Annotated in this window: 22 protein-coding genes; 15 read left to right on the forward strand and 7 right to left on the reverse strand. The window is 61.4% G+C overall.

The window, feature by feature from the left end; genetic code table 11:
- Positions 1-9: 9 nt before the first annotated feature.
- The 3 genes from NKH43_RS19920 to NKH43_RS19930 all read right to left on the reverse strand — a co-directional run bounded on the left by NKH43_RS19920 (position 10) and on the right by NKH43_RS19930 (position 3413).
- On the reverse strand, positions 10-900 hold the full coding sequence (locus tag NKH43_RS19920) for a carbohydrate ABC transporter permease (RefSeq protein ID WP_031194860.1): 891 nt from the start codon (positions 898-900) through the stop codon (positions 10-12).
- Positions 897-1856: a carbohydrate ABC transporter permease gene (locus tag NKH43_RS19925; RefSeq protein ID WP_023721825.1), complete on the reverse strand. Its 960-nt coding sequence runs from the start codon at positions 1854-1856 to the stop codon at positions 897-899. Before NKH43_RS19925 ends, NKH43_RS19920 begins: the two co-directional genes overlap by 4 nt.
- 78 nt (positions 1857-1934) lie before the next feature.
- On the reverse strand, positions 1935-3413 hold the full coding sequence (locus tag NKH43_RS19930; protein ID WP_031194862.1) for an ABC transporter substrate-binding protein: 1479 nt from the start codon (positions 3411-3413) through the stop codon (positions 1935-1937).
- Positions 3414-3621: 208 nt separating this feature from the next.
- Here NKH43_RS19930 and NKH43_RS19935 point away from each other — a divergent pair, with 208 nt between their 5' ends.
- The 6 genes from NKH43_RS19935 to NKH43_RS19960 all read left to right on the forward strand — a co-directional run bounded on the left by NKH43_RS19935 (position 3622) and on the right by NKH43_RS19960 (position 11323).
- Positions 3622-4332: a GntR family transcriptional regulator gene (locus tag NKH43_RS19935; protein ID WP_023721827.1), complete on the forward strand. Its 711-nt coding sequence runs from the start codon at positions 3622-3624 to the stop codon at positions 4330-4332.
- A 55-nt stretch (positions 4333-4387) separates the two neighbouring features.
- Positions 4388-5554: a mandelate racemase/muconate lactonizing enzyme family protein gene (locus NKH43_RS19940; protein ID WP_023721828.1), complete on the forward strand. Its 1167-nt coding sequence runs from the start codon at positions 4388-4390 to the stop codon at positions 5552-5554.
- Positions 5555-5606: 52 nt separating this feature from the next.
- Positions 5607-6968: a mandelate racemase/muconate lactonizing enzyme family protein gene (locus tag NKH43_RS19945; RefSeq protein ID WP_352718094.1), complete on the forward strand. Its 1362-nt coding sequence runs from the start codon at positions 5607-5609 to the stop codon at positions 6966-6968.
- Between the two features lie 17 nt (positions 6969-6985).
- Positions 6986-8185, forward strand: coding sequence for a mandelate racemase/muconate lactonizing enzyme family protein (locus tag NKH43_RS19950; RefSeq protein ID WP_352859525.1), 1200 nt, complete (start codon positions 6986-6988; stop codon positions 8183-8185).
- Positions 8186-8804: 619 nt separating this feature from the next.
- The gene (locus tag NKH43_RS19955) at positions 8805-9233 is read left to right on the forward strand and encodes a YybH family protein (RefSeq protein WP_352859526.1); all 429 of its coding nucleotides are present in this window, start codon (positions 8805-8807) and stop codon (positions 9231-9233) included.
- Positions 9234-10156: 923 nt separating this feature from the next.
- Positions 10157-11323 carry a tetratricopeptide repeat protein gene (locus tag NKH43_RS19960; RefSeq protein WP_352859528.1) on the forward strand — a complete coding sequence of 389 codons (1167 nt, stop codon included), beginning with the start codon at positions 10157-10159 and terminating at the stop codon, positions 11321-11323.
- Positions 11324-11379: 56 nt separating this feature from the next.
- Here the strand turns inward: NKH43_RS19960 and NKH43_RS19965 are convergent, their stop codons facing one another.
- A complete protein-coding gene (locus NKH43_RS19965; protein ID WP_352591020.1) occupies positions 11380-11541 on the reverse strand; it encodes a hypothetical protein in 162 nt (53 codons plus the stop codon).
- A 147-nt stretch (positions 11542-11688) separates the two neighbouring features.
- Here NKH43_RS19965 and NKH43_RS19970 point away from each other — a divergent pair, with 147 nt between their 5' ends.
- From NKH43_RS19970 to NKH43_RS20005, 8 genes are all read left to right on the forward strand, one after another.
- Entirely contained in the window at positions 11689-12300 is a 612-nt protein-coding gene (locus NKH43_RS19970; RefSeq protein WP_352859530.1) for a cupin domain-containing protein, read from the forward strand.
- Between the two features lie 116 nt (positions 12301-12416).
- The gene (locus NKH43_RS19975; protein WP_352790407.1) at positions 12417-13355 is read left to right on the forward strand and encodes an ABC transporter substrate-binding protein; all 939 of its coding nucleotides are present in this window, start codon (positions 12417-12419) and stop codon (positions 13353-13355) included.
- Between the two features lie 74 nt (positions 13356-13429).
- Positions 13430-14227, forward strand: a complete 798-nt coding sequence (locus NKH43_RS19980) for an ATP-binding cassette domain-containing protein (RefSeq protein WP_023721835.1) — start codon at positions 13430-13432, stop codon at positions 14225-14227.
- A complete protein-coding gene (locus NKH43_RS19985; RefSeq protein WP_352548565.1) occupies positions 14224-15228 on the forward strand; it encodes an ABC transporter permease in 1005 nt (334 codons plus the stop codon). Before NKH43_RS19980 ends, NKH43_RS19985 begins: the two co-directional genes overlap by 4 nt.
- Before the next feature lie 4 nt (positions 15229-15232).
- On the forward strand, positions 15233-16321 hold the full coding sequence (locus NKH43_RS19990) for a phosphotriesterase family protein (RefSeq protein ID WP_352848528.1): 1089 nt from the start codon (positions 15233-15235) through the stop codon (positions 16319-16321).
- A gap of 28 nt (positions 16322-16349) precedes the next feature.
- Positions 16350-17120, forward strand: coding sequence for a glutamine amidotransferase (locus NKH43_RS19995; RefSeq protein ID WP_352848525.1), 771 nt, complete (start codon positions 16350-16352; stop codon positions 17118-17120).
- 3 nt (positions 17121-17123) lie between these two features.
- Positions 17124-18032 carry a ribokinase gene (locus NKH43_RS20000; RefSeq protein WP_352859532.1) on the forward strand — a complete coding sequence of 303 codons (909 nt, stop codon included), beginning with the start codon at positions 17124-17126 and terminating at the stop codon, positions 18030-18032.
- Positions 18029-18859, forward strand: a complete 831-nt coding sequence (locus NKH43_RS20005) for a BtpA/SgcQ family protein (protein ID WP_352811987.1) — start codon at positions 18029-18031, stop codon at positions 18857-18859. The genes NKH43_RS20000 and NKH43_RS20005 overlap by 4 nt, the downstream gene beginning before the upstream one ends.
- 111 nt (positions 18860-18970) lie before the next feature.
- On the opposite strand, the gene NKH43_RS20010 is transcribed toward NKH43_RS20005, so the two are convergent.
- A complete protein-coding gene (locus tag NKH43_RS20010; protein WP_352848517.1) occupies positions 18971-19216 on the reverse strand; it encodes a type II toxin-antitoxin system Phd/YefM family antitoxin in 246 nt (81 codons plus the stop codon).
- A 301-nt stretch (positions 19217-19517) separates the two neighbouring features.
- Positions 19518-19868 carry a hypothetical protein gene (locus tag NKH43_RS20015; protein WP_352859535.1) on the reverse strand — a complete coding sequence of 117 codons (351 nt, stop codon included), beginning with the start codon at positions 19866-19868 and terminating at the stop codon, positions 19518-19520.
- Positions 19869-19924: 56 nt separating this feature from the next.
- On the opposite strand from NKH43_RS20015, the gene NKH43_RS20020 reads away from it, so the two are divergent.
- Complete coding sequence (locus tag NKH43_RS20020) at positions 19925-20947, forward strand: LacI family DNA-binding transcriptional regulator (protein ID WP_352859537.1); 1023 nt, start codon at positions 19925-19927, stop codon at positions 20945-20947.
- Here the strand turns inward: NKH43_RS20020 and NKH43_RS20025 are convergent.
- Entirely contained in the window at positions 20935-21912 is a 978-nt protein-coding gene (locus tag NKH43_RS20025; protein ID WP_352811982.1) for an alpha/beta hydrolase, read from the reverse strand. The genes NKH43_RS20020 and NKH43_RS20025 overlap by 13 nt on opposite strands.
- Between the last annotated feature and the right edge of the window lie 9 nt (positions 21913-21921).

The raw sequence follows: 21921 nt of genomic DNA on the forward strand, positions 1-21921 counted from the left end.
GGCAACTCCCTAGTGCTTGACCGCGCCTTCTGTAAGGGCGCGTACAAAGTATCGTTGCAGGACCAGGAACAGCACCACGACGGGCACGCTCATCATGAAGCTGGCCGCCATCAGGCCCGGAAAGTCCGTCGTATTTTCCGAGAAGAAGCGCTGGATGCCAACCGGAAGGGTCAACTGCTCGTTCTTGGAGAGGAAGGTGTAGGCGTAGATGTACTCGTTCCACGCGCCGATAAAGGAATAGATTGCGGTGGCGATGATCCCCGGCGTCGAGAGCGGCATCACGATCATGATGAAGGCCTGGAACCGTGTGGCGCCATCGATGCGCGCCGCCTGCTCCAGCTGCACCGGGATGTTGTCATAAAAGCCCTTGAGCAGCCAGATCGCCAGCGGCAGGCCGAAGGTGAGATAGGTGAGTATCAGCGAGCCGTGCGTGTTCACCAGCCCGATCGCGCGCATCAGGATGAAGAGTGGCACGAGAAAGATCACCGCCGGGAACATATTGCGCAGCAGCACGGCAAAAAACAGGAAATTCCGGCCGGGGAAACTGAAGCGCGAAAACGCGTAGGCCGCAGGGACAGCCACGATCACCGAAAGGATTGTCGTAACCGTCGACACGAAAAGGCTGTTCCAGAAGAAGCGGAGGAAATCCTGGCCGACGCTGTTCTGCGGATCGAGCAGCTTCTGGTAACTGGCGAGGGTAGGCTCGTCCGGCCACCATTGCGGCGGGAATTGCGTCGCCGCGAATCCGGACTTGATCGAGGTGATCAGCATCCAGATCATCGGCAACGCAGTATAAAGCAGCATGAACACGAGGAATATGCGCCCGGCCCACCGCCAACCGTCGACGCGCATGCGGCGACGGGTCGGGGCTCGAGAGGCTGTCTCGGCAATCGTGCTCATGCGCTGCCCTCTTTCCGCTCGTTGCCGCTTAGCGCACGGACGTAGAAGTAGCCCAGTGTCATCAGTGTGAGGAACAGGAGCACTGAATAGGCCGATGCCACGCCCCAGCGCTGCCGTCCGAAGGCGAGCTCATAAATGTGGGTTATCCAGATATGCGATGCGTTCGACGGCCCGCCGCCGGTCATGATCCAGGGGATGATGAAGGAATTGAAGTTGGCCACTGCGAGCAGCAGCATCGTCACCACCGAGACGTTGCGCAAGTGCGGGAAGGTGACGTGCCAAAAGCGCTGCCATGCACTGGCACCGTCGACTTTTGCGGCGCGCAGCAATTGGTCGGGGACTGTCTGCAGGCCGGCCATCATCATAATCATGGCGAACGGAAACTCGCGCCAGATATTGACGACGATCAGGGAGGGCAGCACCGTGCTGACATTGTCGATAAAATTCGGCGGCCGGTCGGCCAATCCGAGGCCGACCAGCACCGCGCCGATGATCCCGAAGTCCGAATGGTAGATCCACTTCCAGATATAGGAGGCGGCGACGGCACTGATGACCCAAGGGATGATCAGGATAGCGCGCAAGACACCACGGCCGATGAAGTCGCGGTGGAGCGCCAGCGCCGTTGCAAACCCCAGGACAAAGGAGATGAAAGTGGACCCCAGCGTCCAGATCAGTGTGTTCCAGGTGACCTTCCAGAACACCTGACTGGTGAGGATCGTCGTGTAGTTGTCGAAGCCGATGAAGGTCTTGTCGCGGAGCTGCAGACCAGGCGGTGTCTTAAAGAACGACAGCTCGACCGTGTAGTAGATCGGATAGGCGATGACGATGAGCATCACGGCGATCGCCGGGAGCACATACGCGTAGTCCGCGCGATGCTCCCAGATCTTCCGCAGCGTGCCGGCTGTACCGGGTTGCAATCTTCGGCGAGCCTCGGCCTTGCCGGTCACGATCGTCACTTGTGGCGTGCCCTTATTCTTCGGAACGAGGCGGCTGCGCCAGCGGCGCAGCCGGTCAGGTCGTAGGTCAGGCTTGGACTAGAGTCCGCCCATCACGTCTTTTACCTTCTTGGCCGCGTCGTCCGCCGCCTCGTCGACGGTCATCGCTCCGGTCAGGGCATTCTGCAGCATGTCCGGGATGATGATGTTCATGATCTCGGGGGCCTGCGGCAGCGCTGGGAACGGAATGCCGTATGGCAGCATCGAGGTCGTGACATCGAGGAACTTGATGTTGTCCAGACGTTCCTTCATCCACTTGGTCTTGAAGCCGTTAAGGTTGCCTGGGTTTGATCCGGCGTAGGCCATCTTCAGCGACCATTCAGGGCTCGTCCACATGCAGATGATAGCCTTTGCAGCAGGCTCGTCTACCTTGCCGCCCTCGACATATTCGGGCTTCAGGATGTGAATGTTCGAGCCGCCGAACACGACGGCGCGCTTGCCGTCGGGGCCAGTTGGAATCAGGCCGTAGCGCATATTGTCGATGACCGTCTGCGCCTTGTCCTTGTCGGTGCCCGTCGCCTTTTTCTGCAGGTCGAGCATGACGTTGTAATCGGACGGGTGCGAGATCATCATGCCGAGCTGGCCGGCGACGAACAGGGGCTGGTTATCGGCCTGCTGGTTGGTGAGCGCCGAAACCGGAACCGACTTGTCGCGAACATACATGTCGTAGGAGGCTTGCAGCGCCGCCTTGCTCTGGGGACTATCGAGCTGGACCTGCTCATAGGTCGGATTCGCGGTGGCTTCGTCGAAGACGCCGCCGCCATAGGCCCACAGCTGTGGCATGAAACGGTACGGCGTATTGCCGGCATTCTTGCGCGCCACGAGGCCGTAGCCGGCAATGCCGAGCTTGTCGTGGATCTGCTTGGAATATTTGACGACGTCTTCCCAGGTTGCCGGAGCCTTGTCCGGATCGAGACCCGCACGCTTGAAGATGTCGGCGTTCCAGATGAACGCCATCGTCTCGTTGTTGGTCGGAATGCCGTAGGTCACGCCCTCCCAGGTCACGGCCTTCATGGCGCCGGGCCAGAAATCCTCGGTCGAATACCCCACATCCTCTGGCTTGAGCGGCGCCAGATAGCCCTTTGAGGCGAACTCGGTACCACCCAGGATTTGCAGGCGGACCGCCATCGGCGCGGCATTGCCCAGGAGCGCCGTGCGGAACTTGTCGAGAAGGTCGTTATAGGTGAGGGCTTGTTCCTCGAGCTGGATGTTCGGATAGGTTTTGCGGAAGGTCTCGAAGAAATCCTTGTAGTACTGGCGCAGGAGGTCGGGGTCGCCCTCGAACACGCCCTGATACCAGAAAGTCAGCCGCCCCTTGTAGTCGAGCGGGGTGACCTTGGCGCAATCGGCCGCCGTGTCAAAATCCTGTGTGCCGGCGATGGAGCGCACATATTCCGGCGACCACTTGCTGAGGTCGACCGGTGGCGCAGCCAGCGCCGATGTGGGCATCAGGGATGCCATCAAAGCAGTGACGACAGTGCCGCGCAGGACCGCACTGCCGAGCGTAATCCTCGTCATAGGTATCCTCCCTGGTTCTCCCATGCCGCCCTGCGCCAAGGCAAAGCGGTCCTTGCTCGTTTCGATCGCGAGGATGCTCAATGTATCCTCCCGATCCCTTGGTACGTTTTCAGATCATGGATTGCCTGTCAACGCGCAGGATCGTACATTGTTTGCGAAAGCCGTGTGTGATATCGGGCAAGGTATGTATTAAGTTGGGGAGCCGGCCTTGGCCGAAATAAGCGATTTCAAAGCTATGCCACCTGTGGGCACCGATCCCATCGGAGCCTCCAGCGAGGGCGCCTCGCTTTATGAATTGATCAGGGAAGACATCATCGAGGGACGGCTCGCCGCCAACGAACGGCTTGTGGTCACCGATCTGGCCCGGCGTCACGGCACCTCGACCAATCCTGTGCGCGAGGCCCTGCAGCTGTTGCGCGGCGAAGGCTTTGTCATCTTTGTCGCCAACCGCGGGGCACGCGTCCGACCCATTGATCAGGATTTTGTCCGGGATATCTACGAGATCGGTGTTCTGATCGAGCCAGCCCTGACACGATGGTTTGTGAATATGGCTACCGGCGAGGACATTGCCGAACTCGAACGTCTCCAAGGCCTGATTGAAGAGAACAACTTCGCCGACACATTCAGGCACAGTGAGCTGGATACCGCTTTCCACACCGTGATGTACCAGCGGCACTATAACCGCCACGCCGCCGAGCTTTGGTGGAAGCATCGCGAAGTGCTGCGAGCCGTGAGCCGTCGTTTCAACTTCACGCTGGCGCGACGTGCCGCGATCATGCGCGAGCACCGCGAACTCATCGCGCTCGTAAAGGCGGGAGAGGCCGACAAGGCGGCCGAACTCGTCTCCCGCCATGTCGAGGGCTCGGGCCGGCATATTCTCGAACAGATGCGTGCGCGCAACGCCGCTCGGGCCGGATAGAATATCCAGTCCAGAACATCGTTAGGCTGACCATTTTCAGACAAAGGTAGTTGCGATGAAAATCACGAGCATTCGGCCGTGGCTGATCAAGTCCGATGCTTCTTATTGGGGAGAGTTCCTGTTCGTCGAAGTGACGACCGACGAGGGAGTGAGTGGCTGGGGAGAGATCACCACCACCACAAGGCTCGCCAACCGCGCTCTCTGCACGATCCTGCGGCAGATCGGTGTCGCCGTGACAGGCGAGGATCCAGCGCGTATCGAGCATCTCTGGCACAAGATCTTCCGCAGCTTCACCTACATGGGCAGCCGCGGCGCCGCCGTCGAATGCGTGAGCGCCATCGATATTGCCCTCTGGGACATCCGGGGCAAAGTCCTTGGTAAGCCGATTTACGAGCTGCTGGGCGGACCAGTACGCGATGAAATCGCGCTCTACACCCATCCCAACCAAGCCAAATTCACGAGCAAGGAAGCCGTGGTCCGCGAAATTCTAGACATTGTCGAGTCCGGACACACTGCGCTCAAGTTCGATCCTTACCCGCACCAGGGTCGCAGCGCCGATGGTCTGCCTCGCGAACAGCGGGACGGCTACCTCGATGGCAGCATGACCCGCAAGGACGAGCGCGAAGCCGCCGAACTCACGGCTCTGATCCGTGAAACGGCGGGACCCGATGTCGACATTCTCATCGATGCCCATGGCCGCTTCGACGTTCCCACCGCCATTCGCCTCTGTCGGAGCCTCGAGGAAGCCGGTCAGATCGACTGGTTTGAGGAGCCCTGCCCGCCCGAGAGCCTTAACGCCCTCAAGCAGGTGCGTGAGAAGGTCAATACCGCCATCTCGTGGGGCGAGCGCGGCCACACGAAGTGGGATTTCGTGCCGGTACTTGAGAACAAGCTCGCCGACTACATCATGCCCGACGTCACCTGGACCGGCGGCATTACCGAACTCAAGAAAATTTCTGCCCTATGCGAAGCCTACTACGTCCCGGTCTCGCCACATGACGCCGCGGGACCGATCAATGTGGTTGCGGGAGCACAGGTGATGATGACCGTCCCCAACTTCTACAAACTCGAAACGTCGGAGTGGAACCTGGGCAAATACGATCACCTGATCGACAGACCACTCGACATTTCGAACGGCAGCCTCAAGCTGACGTCGAAGCCTGGTCTCGGTATTGAGATGGACCGCGACTATCTGCAGGCCCACGAGATTGAGCTGGGCTAGCAACACTCTATGCCCAGGGTACGGGGCGACAAGCCGAAAACGAGGATAAGTCATGGCAAAGACAGGTGGCGCCGACGAGGCGCTCAATCGGGTGAACGCGAACTCCAGGCCATCTCAGCTTCGCATCACCGACATGCGGGTAGCCGAAATCGTCGGCGCGCCGTTCACCTCAACCCTGCTCAAGATTTACACCAATCAGGGCATCGTCGGACTTGGCGAAGTGCGCGATGGCGCCAGCGCCACCTACGCGCTGATGCTGAAGAGCCGGCTGCTTGGCGAGAACCCTTGCGACATCGACCGCCTGTTTCGCCGGATCAAGCAGTTCGGTGGGCACGGCCGGCAAGGCGGCGGCGTCTCGGCGGTCGAAATCGCGTTGTGGGATCTCGCCGGCAAGGCCTATGGCGTGCCCATCTATCAGATGCTTGGCGGCCGGTTTCGGGAGAAGGTGCGCCTCTATTGCGATACCGATGCGACCGTGCCGAGCGGCACCGAGACCGGCAAGCGCCTCAAGCAGCGCATGGCGCTTGGCTTCACCTTCCTCAAGATGGATCTGGGGCTGATGCAGATCGCGGATGTACCCGGTGCGGTCGTATCCCCTGCCGGCTCACTTGAAGGGTACCGCGTCCACCCCGGCCGCGGCCCGGTCAAGACCACGGAGGAGCGGCGCGCCCGCAATGCCGCGTATGATTTGCATAATGTCCCCCACCCGTTTACTGGCCTCCACTTTTCCGACAAGGGCCTCGACCTGCTTGAGCAGTACATTGCCGAGGTTCGCGAAATTATCGGCATGGATGTTCCGCTCGCCATCGACCATGTCGGCCACATCTCACTGCAGAACGGTATTCGCCTCGCGAGGCGGATTGAAAAATACGTGCCAGCCTGGCTCGAGGATGTGATCCCATGGCAGTACACCGAGCAGTACCGACAACTGCAGGCCGCCACCACGGTGCCGATCTGCACCGGCGAGGACATCTACCTTAAGGAGGGCTTCGAGCCTCTGCTCAAGAGCGGCGGCCTCTCCGTTATCCACCCAGACCTGCTCACCAGCGGGGGCATTCTGGAGACCAAGAAGATCGGCGACATGGCACAGGATCACGGCGTCGCCATGGCCATCCATATGGCCGAAAGTCCTATCGCCGCAATGGCCGCGGCACATGTCGCGACCGCGACCGAAAACTTCATGGCGCTCGAATACCACTCTGCCGACGTCGACTGGTGGGACGATATCGTCGCCGGCGTTTCCAAGCCGCTCGTGAAGGACGGCTTTATCACTGTTCCGGACAAACCGGGCCTGGGGATTGACGACGTCGTCGACGAGGTGATCTCGCAGCATCTGCAGCCGGGTGTCACCGACATCTGGCAGCCCACGGATCACTGGGACAACGAGTATTCCTGGGACCGCACCTGGAGCTGAGGCGAAAAGAACCGAAGATGAAGATCACCGACCTCCGCTGTGCCGTTATCGGCAGGCACCCCATCGTCCGCATCGTTACCGACGAGGGCCTCTATGGCCTGGGCGAAGTCGAGTTCACCAAGACCTACCTCAAGCCCTGGGTCCTGCATTTCCGCGAGGCGCTGATCGGCGAGGACCCGACCGACGTCGAGCGGGTGATGCTGAAGATCCGCCAACGCGGCTCTTTCAAGCCCTATGGCGCGGCGGTAAGCGCTATCGAGCATGCGCTGTGGGACATTGCCGGCAAGGCCGCAGGCGTGCCGGCCTACAAACTGCTCGGCGGCAAGGTGCGCGACAAGGTGCGCGTCTATAACGGCTCGATCCGCCAGAAACGCACGGGCGACCGGCCGGAGGATTACGCCGCTGACGTCAAATGGATGATGGAGCAGCCGCAGAACTTCTTCATGATCAAGCAGGGAATCTCGTTCCACTCCGACATGAAGGACACCATCGAGGGCTTTCACTACGGCGTGACGCAGAAGAAGGCCGGCTATCACGGCGCCATGGATCAGGGCGTGATCAGCGAGCGCGGTTTCAACCACATGCTCGACTGCGTGATCGCGATGAAGGAAGTGCTGGGCGACAAGGTCAGCCTGGCGCTCGACTGCGGCCCGGGCTGGATGCTGCCCGATGCGATCAAGTTCGCTCGCGCGGTCGAGAAGTACAATTTGATGTGGCTCGAGGATATGCTGACCGGCGACTATGTGCCGTGGGTCAATCCGCAGGCCTATCGGGAGCTGACCACCTCCACCTCGACACCAATTCATACCGGCGAGCAGATCTACCTGCGGCACAATTTCAAGGAGCTGATCGAAACGCAGGCGGTGCGCGTCATCGGCCCCGATCCGGCCGATATTGGCGGCATTGCCGAGCTCAAATGGGTCGCCGAGCACGCCTATATGCACTCGATCCTGATGGCACCGCACGGCACCGCGAACGGCCTTCTCGGCCTCGGCGCGCTGATCAATGTCTGCGCCACCCTGCCCGCCAACTACATCGCGTTCGAATACCCGAGCGCCTCCGACCCCTGGTGGGAGGATATCGTAATCGGCCTGCCGTCGCAGATCGTGAAGGACAGCATGGTGGACCTGCTGGAAGCGCCGGGGCTGGGCCTCGATATCGACGCCGAAGCAGCCAGGAAGTATCTCGGGGAAGAGGATGCGGGCTTCTTCGACTGAACCGTCCTTCTTGCGCCACCCTGCACACGCGCACTGATTCTCGCAAATTGGCACCGGAATGACCGTTTCGGGCCGACAGCGGACTGTCGGCTTTTGGACACATGGGGCGAATAGCGGAAGTTGAACTGGAAAGCGCCATATGTGTCGGATTGGCCCACATCACACGGCGTCACGGGCCACCAATCCTAGCCGAACGGCATTGGCCGATTTCCACCGCACCAAACTGTCTTTTTCATGGGTCGAAGTGAGGCGATCCACGCCGACTAACTCGTGAACCACGCGGCATAATGCTGGTGCACGAGTGAAGCCAATAATCGAAATTCTCATGCCGCGTTGGTAACTCGGCTTGAACTAAAGACGCCACCCGCCATGCCCCAACTCAACGCGGTTGATCTCGTTCGACCAGCCATCTTGCTGGTCGGTCCCTTAGTCGTATTGGCACTCGCGGTGGGCCACTAGAGCCCCGATGATGCGATGTCCGGCAGATGAGGGGCTCATCACTCTTGATACCACGATGCAACAGCAGCTAGGACCGGCCATGTTTGTCACGAATGGTGGCGTGTCGATGTCGGATTGATCGCCCCGGCCTCGTCGTTCCAGAAAATGAAGGAGCAACTATATGTCTGAAAAGGAAGTCTTGTCTGTCATCAGGGGCCAGGAAGACGCAACCGCCAAGGGGGACGCCCACGCCAACGTCGATGCCATGGACCCGGATGTCGTGGTTTTCGATCTGCCGCCGCCGCTTGCCTATCGAGGCGAACAGGCACGCGACATCGAAGGGATAAATGCTTGGTTTGCAACTTGGTGCAACGGCGTCACCGTTCACATGGCTGACCCGCAGCTCATAATCGACGGCGATCTTGCAGTGGCCTTCGGGCTATCGCGCATGACTGGCATTAAGACCGATGGCACAAAGGTCGACTCCTGGAGCCGGCGAACCATCGTGCTAAGGCGCATCGCCGGTTCTTGGAAAATCATCCACGAACATGCCAGCTTCCCTATGGCTATGGACGGAAGTGGGCGCGCTGTGACGGATCTCTTGCCGTAGTTGCGGAACGCCTAATGTCCTCAATAGGGATGTCGGCTTGCACGCGGCAGGGGTTCGTAGGTGAACGGTCGATTTGTGAGGCGCAGAGCAGACAGGCGGCTTTCGAACCGGAGCGACAAGAGCAGACCTTTTGTTCGGCGCAAGTGTCGTCCTGACGTGACCAATGCGGTTCTTTCAGTTGCGAGCGTCGCTGGCTGGAGCTGCGTCAGTCGGTCGGAGACCAATGGTATTTTCAATGGAACGCTAATATACATGGAAACCCGAACGAGCAGCGCCTGCCAGATATTTGAGGAACGCCATGCGAAGGCTCATCTTCACGGCAATATGTATCGCCGCCGCAACAGCCGCTAACGCCCATGATTGGTACGAAGACAAGATTGACCCGCAGACCAAATTCAAGTGCTGCGGTGGTTCGGATTGCCGCGCCGTACCTCGGTCTTCGGTGCGGTCCAGGGTAGACGGTGGGTACACTTATTTGCCGCATAATTTCACCATCCCACGGGACCGTGTACAGGAATCCCCGGATGGACAATACCATATCTGCGAGAATAAATATGTTGTAACCAATCAGCTGTATTGGCGTTGCTTCTTCGCACCTCGTGTCGATGTGTCTATACTTCTAAAGCGCTAAGGCAAATACCACGCTCCGCTTCCGCAATTCACCTTCGCAAGGTGCCAGGCCATTAATTCTGTTGGACTTTCTTTAGAATTGTCGAAGCTCAAGTTACGTGATTTCGCCCTACTCCAGGCCCACTTTGGCTGCGCGGTCCCGAGCGCGAGCAAGCCCACAACCTCGCGATCAGCTCAAGTCAATATTTATCAGCCCATCTTCTTAGCGGCGATGCCTTGCGCAGAACCAGAATTTGTTTGATCAAATTGGCAGGAGACCAACAACCCGCAATAGTGATCCGAAATCTGCTGACATGATGTTTGACAGGCGGCCAATCGAACGGTCAATTCAAGCGGGACATCGGGTACTGGCCGGTCTCGTTGTGCTGCTTGCGCTCGGCGCTCCGACCTTGGCTGAGGACGGCGACGATTGCGGTGGCGCCGCTGCAGGCTCACAGCGGATCGCGGCCTGCACGCGGATCATCGAGGACAGGACGCGAAGCCCGGGCAGTCGCGCCATCGCTTACCACAACCGGGCTATTGCCTGGATCGACAGCGGTGACAATGACCAGGCCATGGCGGACTACGACAACGCCATCGCTCTCGATCCGAACGACACTGATGCCTACAACGAGCGTGGGCTGCTGTGGCTCGAGAAGGGTAAGAACGACAGCGCCATCCGCGATTTCGACCGGGCGATCGAGCTCGACTCGGGGAAAGCCCTGGCCTTTTACAACAGAGGTCTCGGCTGGGCTCACAAGGGCGACGACGCTCACGCCATCGCCGACTACAGCCACGCAATCGAGCTCGATCCGGCATATATGGAGGCCTACAACAACCGCGGCTTCGTCTTCAACAGGATGGGGGAATTCGACCGCGCCATCGCTGATTTCGACGAGGCGATCAGACTCAACCCCCGACACCCGTTCGCCTACAACAACCGGGCCATCTCCTGGGGCGCAAAGGGTGATGCAGAGCGCGCCGTCGCTGACTACAGCCAGGCGATCACGCTCGATCCGACCTATGTCAACCCTTATGGAAGCAGGGGAATTTACTATTTCTACGGCCCGGAACCGGCCAAAGCGCAAGCCGATCTTACAACGGCGGCGACACTTGCACCCGACAATGCCTACTATGCGATCTGGGCGGATCTGGCCGAGCTGCGCGGTGGCGGCGCCAGCCATTTGCGCCGTGTGGCCAGCAAGTTGGACATGACCAGATGGCCGGCGCCGTTGGTTCGCATGTTCCTTGGCGAGCAGTCGCCCGAAGCAGCCTTGGCCGCGGCCGACGATCTCGTCCCGAGCAGGAGGCGCGGAAATCTGTGTGAGGCCAATTTCTACGCGGCGGAATTCCACCAGCTCAAGGGCAATGCCGACAAGGCTTTGCGACATTACCGGCTAGCCGTGCGCCACTGCCCCAGGGATTTTATCGAGTACGTCGCGGCTACCAAGAGCCTGCGCGCCCTGGGCGTAACTCCATAGGGCGCTGCCGCGGGTGACTTCTGGCGGACTCCGCGAATTCGGTGACAGTCCAGATTTTATCGTGTCGGCACGGCCGTGGTTGTGTAGATTGGCTGTGTGGCCGTCTTGCAGGCATTGTTGTTCCAGGTCCACTCGCCACGTGACGCAACGCGGTAGCGGCTGGCGATTTCGGCCACGATGGACAGCCATGCGATAAGGACAACTGAGCGCGGGGTCATCAGCGCGATTCATGCGGGATTAGCATTCGCCAGATGCGGGAGGTCGGCTGCAGTCTCGAATTTGACGCATCAGCACTTGCAAATCGTCGGCCGAGGTCTTTTGCTCGCGCGATAGTTGCCCTTGACCGTTGAATGGTTGGCGAACAGATGAATAAAATCGATCGACGACGGCCAGAGTCGGAAACGGACGCCACCGTAAATGCCGCGAGACTTGGAACTCGGCTGCGCCTCGCCCGCCAGACACGCGGCATGACGCTGAAGAGCCTGGCCGCGGCTGCGAATTGCTCGGAAAGCCTGCTGTCCAAGATCGAGAACGGCAAGGCTTCGCCGTCCCTGCCTATGCTTCACCGTCTGGTTGAGGTTCTCGACACCAATATCGGCTGGATGTTCGAGCAGGTCGACGACGACGAGGCGATCGTGTTCCGGGCGGGCGCGCGGCCGTTGATCGCGCTCGACGCGTTACGGCGCGGCGAGGGAATCTCGCTCGAACGCATCATCCCGTATTCGGCCGGCCACCTCTTACAATGCAACATCCATCACATCGAGGCAGACGGCGAGAGCGAAGGTCCAATTCAGCATGCCGGAGAGGAAGTCGGCTACGTCCTCGCCGGCCGGGTCGAACTGATCGTCGACGGCAAGCGACATGCTCTCGCCACCGGCGATGCCTTCGTTTTCAGGTCGGAGCTGCCACATCATTACCGCAATATCGGCAAGGAACGCGCCAGCATCTTCTGGGTCAACACGCCGGCGACTTTCTGAGCAACGCTCAGCGTTCATTTGGATTGACAAATATTCAAGTCTCTTGAATGCTTGCCTCGTGCCTGTAGCACCAACGGGAACCAGCCGGTCTGGTCCGCAAGCAAGGGGAACCGAAAATGCGTCTGTTCAAACTTCTCGCCGGCTGTGCCGCCGCCATTGCCATGGGCTCGGCAGCCATGGGATCGGCGCTTGCCGATACGTTCGCACTCGTCAACATCAACCAGCAGGCCCTGTTCTTCAACCAGATCAACGAGGGCGCGCAGAAGGCAGCCGACGCCGCCGGCGCCAAGCTGGTCATTTTCAACGCCAACAATGTGCCGAGCGCGCAGAACGACGCGATCGAGAACTACATCACGCAGAAAGTCGACGGCATCATTCTGGTCGCCATCGACGTCAACGGCGTCAAGCCCGCGATTACTGCGGCCAAGGCGGCCGGCATTCCCGTCATCGCCATCGACGCGCAGATCCCCGACGGCGACAACGTTTCGTTCATAGGTGTGGACAACACCAAGGCCGGCGAGGACATCGGCAAATTCTACGCCGACTATGTGAAGACCGAGATGGGCGGCAAGGCCAAGATCGGCATCGTCGGCGCACTCAATTCATTCATCCAGAACCAGCGGCTCGACGGGTTCAAGAAGGCGGTGACCGAAAGCGGCCAGACCGTCACCTTCCTGGACACGGTCGACGGCCAGAACGTTCAGGAGACGGCGTTGAGCGCTTCGGAAAACCTGATGACCGCCAATCCGGACATGAACTCGCTCTATGCAACCGGCGAACCCGCCTTGCTCGGCGCCGTTTCGGCTGTGACCAGCCAGGGCCGCACCGGCGACGTCAAGGTGTTCGGCTGGGATCTGACCAAGCAGGCCGTTCAGGGCATCGACGACGGCTGGGTGGTGGCGGTCGTGCAGCAGGATCCGGCAGGCGAAGGCAAGGCCGCGGTCGAAGCGTTGGGCAAGCTCAAGAAGGGCGAGAAAATCGACCCGATCATCAATATCCCGGTGACGATCGTGACCAAGAAGAATGTCGACCAATACCGCGCGATGTTCAAGTAAACTGCGTCGGCGACCGAGCCGCGGCGCCGCCTGAAGCTGCGCCGCGGATACCTGGCAATCGCGTGGAATCCCAGATGAGCAGTGGCCAGACCTATCGGGTGCGGATGAGCGGCATCTCAAAGCGTTACAACGCCATCCAGACGCTCGATGATGTGTCGCTGACGCTGAAGCCGGGCGAGGTGCTGGGGCTGGTCGGCGACAATGGCGCCGGCAAGTCGACATTGAGCAAGGTGCTGTCGGGGGCTGTGGTTCCCGACGCCGGCACCATCGAGATCGACGGCAAGCCGGTGATCTTCAGCTCGCCGGCGGACGCACGTGCGGCGCGCGTCGAGATGGTCTACCAGGACCTGTCGCTCTGCGACACGGTCGATGTCGCCGGCAATCTGTTTCTCGGCCGCGAGCCGCGCCGCCGCATCGCCGGCATTTCCTTTCTCGACAAGAAGCGCATGCACGACGAGACGCGCCAGATGCTCGATCGGCTCGGTATCGTCATTGCCGACACGCGGCTCAAGGTCGAAAACCTCTCCGGCGGGCAGCGCCAGTCGATCGCCATCGGCCGCGCCGCCTCGTTCGAGCCGGCCGTGCTGATCATGGACGAGCCGACGGCAGCGCTTGCGGTGGCCGAGGTCGAGGCGGTGCTCGAACTGATCCGCGCGGTCAGCGCGCGCGGTGTCAGCGTCATTTTGATCACCCACCGGCTGCAGGACCTGTTCCTCGTCTGCGACCGCATCCAGGTCATGTATGAAGGGCGCAATGTCGCCGAGCGGCTGATCGGCGAGACCAATATCGAGGACGTGGTCAATCTGATCGTCGGCCGCAAATTCAGTGCGCGTTCCGCCACCAACGGCTATCGCGGTGGAGCGCCGGCATGAGCGATGCGATCCACGCTGCCCAGCCCTCACGAGTGCGCAAGGGCACCTGGCGCGATGCGCTGCTCGCCAATGGCAGTGTCGTCTCGATCGCGCTGTTCTTTCTGGTCGTCTGCATCATCTTCTCGGTGGCGACCGACGCCTTTCTGACGTCGCCTAATCTGTTGAACATCCTGCGGCAGTCGGCGCCGCTGCTGATCGTCGCCGCGGCAATGACTTTCGTCATCACCACTGGCGGCATCGATCTTTCGGTCGGCTCGGTACTGGCGCTGGTGGCAACGCTGTCGGCGACGCTCTTGCAGTTCGGCCTGCCATGGCCAGTCGTTATCCTCGCCATGTTGGCGCTCGGTGCCCTGCTTGGCGCGGTGCAAGGCTATTTCGTCGCCTATGAGGGCATCCCGTCCTTCATCGTCACGCTTGCCGGGCTTTCGGTGATCCGTGGCGTGGCGCTGCTGATCACCGGCGGCTATTCGATCCCGATCGAGCCCGGAAGCGCTTTCACCGTGCTGGGCCGTGCCTGGTTCCTTGGCGTGCCGGTGCCGGCGCTGATCGCGCTGGCGATCCTGGCCATCGCCTATCTCGCCTTCAACGAGACGCCGTTCGGCCGCTATGTCACCGGCATCGGCGCCAACGCTGAGGCGGTGCGGCGCGCCGGCGTCAACACGCGGCAGACGACGCTCTTCGTCTATGTGATTTCCGCCACCGCGGCAGCCCTTGCCGGGATCATCATTGCTGCCCGGCTTGGATCGGGATCTTCGAATGCCGGACAGGGTTTCGAGCTGGAAGTCATCGCCGCCGTCGTGCTCGGCGGCACCAGCCTGTTCGGCGGCCGCGGAACGATCATTGGCACGGTGCTCGGCGCGCTGACCGTGGCCGTCATCGGCAACGGCCTGATCCTGGCGCATCTGTCGCCTTTCCTGACGCCGATTGTCACCGGAACGATCATCCTGGTCGCCATCTGGCTGAACTTCCGCCTGTTCCGCGGCGCCGTGCGGAGCCGTTGAGCCGATGGGCGGTCTGTTCGATGACGCGGTGCCCGGCCAGCGGCTGGCGATCGGGGTCGAAACCGGCCATGTGATGACCGTGCTCGGCCCGGTTCCGGTCGAGGAGATGGGCATCACGCTGATGCACGAGCACATCTTGCTCGATGGCGCGCGCAGCTGGAAATGCCCCTGCCATCCCGATGACATGGCGGTCGCCGAGCAGCCGGTGAACATCGAGATCATCGGCGAGTTGCGCATGAACCCATACGTCAACCGCGACAACGTTTCGCTCGACGACGCCGACCTGGCGCTGTCAGAGCTACAGCGCTATCGCGCACTGGGCGGCCACACCGTCGTCGATGCCACCAATATCGGCATCGGCCGCGATCCCGAAAAGCTCGCCCGTATCAGCCGCATGTCCGGCCTGAAGATCGTCATGGGCACCGGCTTCTATCTCGAGCACACCCATCCCGAATGGCTGAAGGCCATGGATGTGGACGCGGTGACCGAATTCATCGTCAACGATGTCGGCGGCGGCGAGACGCAGCCGCCGATCATGGCCGGGCTGATCGGCGAGGTCGGCGTCAGCAAGGATTTCACCGCCGAGGAGCGCAAGTCGCTCAAAGCTTCGGCGCGCGCTTCGCGCATCACCGGCGTGCCGCTGTCGGTCCATCTGCCGGGCTGGGAGCGGCTGGCGCACGAGGTGCTCGATATCGTCGAGGCCGAGGGCTCCGATCTCCGCCATACCGTGCTCTGTCACATGAACCCGAGCCACAACGACCCCGACTACCAGACAAGCCTCGCCCGGCGCGGCGCGTTCCTCGAATACGACATGATCGGCATGGACTATTACTATGCCGACCAGGACGCGCAATCGCCCTCCGACGAGGAGAATGCACGCGCCATCGCCGCCCTTGTCGAGGCGGGCTTCGGCGACCGCCTGCTGTTGTCGCAGGACGTGTTCCTCAAGATCATGCTGACGCGCTTCGGCGGCTTCGGCTATGGCTATATCCTGAAGCATTTCATACCGCGCCTAAAACGCCACGGCGTCGAGCAGCCGGCCATCGACCGCATGCTGATCGCCAATCCGAAAAGCGTATTCGCGCGGCTCTGAATGGCCTCGAGTTACGACGGGAGTTCAAATGTCCAAGAAGAAGATCCTGCTTGCCGGCGAATCCTGGGTGTCGACCGCGACCCATATCAAGGGTTTCGACCAGTTTCCGACCGTCACCTACCACACCGGCGCCGACGAATTGCTGGGCGCGCTGAAGGCGACCGATTTCGACGTCACCTTCATGCCGGCGCATGAGGCGCAGCGCGGCTTTCCGCAGACGATGGAGGCGCTGTCGGCCTATGACGCGGTCGTGCTCTCCGACATCGGCGCCAATACGCTGCTGCTGCATCCCGACACCTGGGTCCACTCCAAGCCGACGCCGAACCGCTTGCGCCTGCTGCGCGGTTACGTCAGCGGCGGCGGCGGTCTATTGATGTTCGGCGGCTACTATAGTTTCCAGGGCATCAACGGCGGGGCGCGCTACCGCAAGACGCCGGTCGAGGACGTGCTGCCTGTGAGCTGCCTGGCCTATGACGACCGCGTCGAGGTTCCGGAAGGTTTTGCGCCCGTACCGAAACCAGGGTCGACACATCCCATCCTCAGGGGCCTTGGTTCGGACTGGCCGATCCTGCTCGGCTTCAACGAGGTGAGGCTGAAGGACGGTGCGGAAGTTCTGGCTACCGTGTCGTCGGACTATGGCTCACTGCCGCTGCTCGTCACCGGCCACCATGGCAAGGGCCGCACCGTGGCCTGGACATCCGATGTCGGGCCGCATTGGCTGCCGCCGCAGTTCATCGCCTGGCCAGGCTACAAGACCCTGTTCGAACAGATGCTGGGCTGGGCGACCGGTGAAAGCTGAGCCATGCGCGTCCACGTCGTCGGCAATGCCTGCGTCGACACCATGTTTCGCGTCGGCCGCTTCCCGGCCGTGGGCGAGACCTTGAACGCCGTGAGCTACGCTGACGGCCTCGGCGGCAAGGGCGCCAACCAGGCGGTCGCGGCAGCGCGGACTGGTGCAGAGGTGACGTTCTGGACGGCGCTCGGCAAGGACCGCGAAGGCGCATGGATCAGGAGCTGGCTCGACAGCGAACTGTCAGACCTCGAGGTCAGCGAATTCGAGCTGCCGAGCGACCGCTCGACCATCGTCGTCGATGGAGGCGGCGAGAATTTTATCGTCAGCGGCGTCGCCTGCAGCGAAGCGTTCTATCCGATAGAACAAACTGCGCTTGCCCGCTGGATCGCGCCCGGCGACATGCTCGTCTGCCAGGGAAATTTGCCCCTCGCCGCGACCAATGCCTGCCTCCGAGCAGCAATGGAAAACGGCGCGCGCACCGTCCTCAACGCCAGCCCCATCGATGCGGCATCTGTGCCCGATCTCGGACTGGCGGAGGTTTTGGTGGTCAACCAATCCGAAGCGCAAGCCCTGACCGGCCAGAGCGATATGGCAGCCGCCGCCCGGGCGCTGGCGGCCAGAGGCGCGGGTATTGTCGTGATCACGCTCGGCGGCGAAGGCTGTCTCGTGCTTGGTCCGGACCAGACGGAACCGCTTCGCTTGCCGGCGCCGCGCGTCGAAGCACTCGACACCAGCGGCGCCGGCGATGTGTTCTGCGGCTGTCTGGCCGGCGGGCTTGCCCGGGGCATGCCGGTCACCTCGGCACTGGAGCTGGCGCTCGCCGCCGCCGCAATCGCCGTGACACGGCCGGGCACGCTGGCATCCTGTCCTTCCGCCTCCGAGATGGCGGCGCTCATCGATCAAATGGAGCTCTCATGACCCAGATCGGCCAATCCGGCGGCGACGCGCTCGTGGACCTTTTCGGCCGCACCAAGGTGGTGATCGGCGTCGTTCACCTGGCGCCGCTGCCCGGCGCGCCGCGCTATGATGGCGAGGCGATCGAGGCGATTTACCAGCGCGGGCTCGACGATGCCCGGGCCTATCTCTATGGCGGCTGCGACGGCGTCATCGTCGAGAACCATGGCGACATCCCCTTCGCCAAGCCTGACGATATCGGACCGGAGACGGCGGCCTATATGGCTGTCGTCTCAGACCGCATCCGCCGCGAGCTCGGCAAGCCGATCGGCATCAATGTGCTGGCCAATGCCGCCATCCCGGCCTTGGCGATCGCTAGCGCCGCCGGCGCCGGCTTCGTCCGCGTCAATCAGTGGGCGAATGCCTATGTCGCCAATGAGGGCTTTGTCGAAGGCGAATCGGGCCGTGCGGCACGCTACCGCGCCAGGCTGCGCGCCAACGGCATCCGCATTTTCGCCGATGCCCATGTCAAGCATGGCGCACACGCCATCGTCGCCGACCGCCCAGTGGAGGAACTGGTCAAAGACCTGGCCTTCTTCGACGCCGACGCCATCATCGCCACCGGCCAGCGCACCGGCCACGCCGCCGATTTGGGCTACATAAGCATGATCAAGCAGGCCGCCGGCCTGCCGACGTTGGTCGGCAGCGGCGTGACGCCGGACAACGCCAACGATATCCTCGCCATTGTCGACGGGGTCATCATCGCCAGCGCGCTGAAGCACGACGGCGTCTGGTGGAACCAAGTCGACTCTGCTCGAGTAAAGGCGTTCATGGGTGGTCTGAGGCGATAGCTGACTTCAACCCCCCACCGCACCGAAGGGCCGCAGTCACCCGCGCGAGGGGCGGGAGCTCTTCGGGCTCGCCCGCCGCCCAGAGCAAAAGATGGGCATCGAGCAGAAGTTTCATGCGTCGCCGCCAAACAGCTTCCCGATTTCCTCATCGGCCATGCGATCAACATCGTTTGGAACTGAAAACTGCCCGGCCATAAACCCAACGCGACGCATTTCGCCGGCCGCAGGTGCGTCTATGGCAACGACCTTCACCATCGGCTTGCCGGATTTCGCAATTATGAAGGATTCAGCTTTGACCGCCCTGTCGACAAGACGAGACAGATGCGTCTTGGCCTCGTGAATATTGACGGTGTGCATTGCGGGCCCCGCGACTTAGTCCACGCAACTTAATCTACTCGGGTCGATCTTCTACTATTGAGCGACTTCCTCGCGCCTAGCCGGCTGCTAGCAAGGAAGGGATTTCGACCCAATGGCCCGAATTCGCCGTTAGGAATGGCTTGATCAGGATGGTAGCTTCGCTCAACCACAGCAACGAAGTCGGAGGCGATAGTTCGATGAGTGTGGGGAAGGCATCTCGCCCAGTAGTGCCGTTGGACGCCCGTTTCGACTTCGATGCCGCCGATCTTCGACGGATCTCGAGACACAGTAACTGTTTGGATCAAGTCCCGCATCGCCTCTGCGGATTCGCAGTTGCCAGCCCCAATTCCTTTGGCAAGCCTGTTTGAAGCTGGTTTAGTTGTTCATCGTAGCGTGCCGGCACCACAGGGCTCCAAACAGTCACCGCGCATGGGTGTCGGCTGATCTCGACAAGGATCTCGCCGGCACTGACCAGTTTCTCCATCTCGCGGAATTCGTTCCGGCGCTGCGCTCCCGCCTCGCCGCGACACTCGAATTTCCCATTGCTCACCCGACGATGAATACCGCTTGCGCCTTTTGCGTCAATTAATAAATTTACGCATGGAAACTCTCGGACATTATCTGTAAATTTTCGTCTTGCAGTTGCACGCATGGCGGGCAGCGCCGAGGAACCACCCGGGATCGGATGTCTGTGACGAGAGGATTTCAATGCCGATGACGCACAAGACCATGGAGGATTTCGCCCACTCCTGCGGCGTCTCCAGGCCGACCTTGTCGAAATATTTCGAGGATCCAACCAGCGTCAAGCCAGCGACGCGAAAGCGGATCGAGGAGGCACTCCGCTCGTCCGACTATCAGCCCAATCTGTTTGCCCGCAACCTGAACCGCAAACGGACCCGCAGCATAGGCATCGTGGTGCCGACTCTCGCCGATCCTTTCTATTCCGAGATGGTCAGCCGCATCGAACTCAGGCTGCGCCACGAAGGCTACTGGCCGATCGTGATCTCCTCGCACGGCTCGCGCGAACTCGAAGTGGAAGCGACGCGAACCATCCTGTCACTAAAAGTTTCCGGTGGGCTGATCGCGCCGCTCGGCCTGCGCTCGGACCACCGTGCGCTGGAGAAGCTGACGCAGGCCATACCGATCGTCTATTTCGACACCTATCTCGAGAGCGGCACGCCGTTCGTCGGCAACAACAACAGCCAGAGCGTTTCGACGATCGTCGATTACCTCTGCCGCTCCGGCGGCGCGCCGGTCTATTTCGACATCCCGCACGTCAATCACAATACGCGCGAACGCCTGCACAACTATGTAAGCGCCATGCAACGGCTCGGGCAAGAGCCGGTGATCATTGGCGACACCCATGAATACACCTGGGATTTCGAACGCATCGGCTACCAGCAGATGGAGACAATGCTCAGCAATGGTGGCTTGCCGGGTAAGACCATTTTGTGCGCCAATGACCGCCTGGCCTTCGGCGTCATGGCGGCCGCCTATTCGCAAGGTCGCAAGGTCGGCCGCAAAAGCGATTGCGACCTGCGCGTCGCGGCCCATGACGACCACCCGCTCAGCCGCTACACCTGTCCTGCCTTGACCACCATGGCGCAGAACTTCGCCGCTATGGCGGGACGCAGTGTGGAGACGCTGCTGGCCCTGCTTGATGAGGACGGGACTGCGGTTGCACCCAAGATCAATCTCGACGCGACGCTGGTCATGCGTCAATCGGCCTGAGCATTTCCAAAGGCGAGATCGAAGCCGCGCCATGCGCGGACCGCCGCGCTGACCGCTTGCCGTGCAGCCGGGCTATGGCGGCCCATCGAGACGAAGCCGTGGATCTGGCCATTCCAGCGGCGCAGGGCGACCGGCACTCCTTCATCTTCCAGACGCTTCGCGTAGGCCTCGCCTTCGTCGGCGAGAATGTCATGGCCGGCGATGGCAACAAAGGCCGGCGCCACACCGGCAAGGCTGGGCGCCTTCAGCGGCGACACGCGCCAATCGTTGATATCGCCGGCATGGGTAACATAGTGGTCGCGGAACCAAGTCATGGTTGCCGCAGTGAGACCAAAACCCTCGGCAAAGCGGCAATAGCTGTCGGCCGTCTGCGCGGCGTCCGTATTCGGGTAGAACAGCAGCTGCGCCGTCGGCGGATTCTTGTTTTCGCGCGCGAGCAGGGAGAGCACCGTGGCGAGGTTGCCGCCCGCACTGTCGCCTGCGACAGCGATGCGCTTCGTGTCGACGCCGAGATCGTCGACGGCACTTTGCATGAAGGCAAGCGCCACGCGGCAATCCTCGATCGCCGCCGGGAACTTGTGCTCCGGCGCCAGCCTGTAGTCGGGACAGACGACGACGCAGGCGGCCATGTTGGCAAACCAGCGGCAGATCTCGTCATGGGAGTCGAGATTACCGATCACCCAGCCGCCGCCATGCAGATAGAGCAACGCCGGCGCGCCGTGCGCGGAAGCTCCTAGCCCGCGATAGATCCTGAGCGTCAATGGGCCGCTTGGTCCGGCGATGGTGCGCTCGGTCAGCGAGGCGACCGGCTCGCGTTCGCCCTGCAGTGTCGGAAAGCCCTGCTCATAGGCGCGGCGGGCTTCCTGAGGGCTGCCGGCCTCAAACGGCTTGGCGGCCGCCTGCCGGCCGAGGTCGAGCACATGCCGGGCTTCCGGATCGAGCAAGGGCGAAGGCGATATTGTCATGGACGGCTC

It is taken from the genome of Mesorhizobium sp. M1163, assembly GCF_040318415.1.
Lineage (GTDB): Bacteria > Pseudomonadota > Alphaproteobacteria > Rhizobiales > Rhizobiaceae > Mesorhizobium.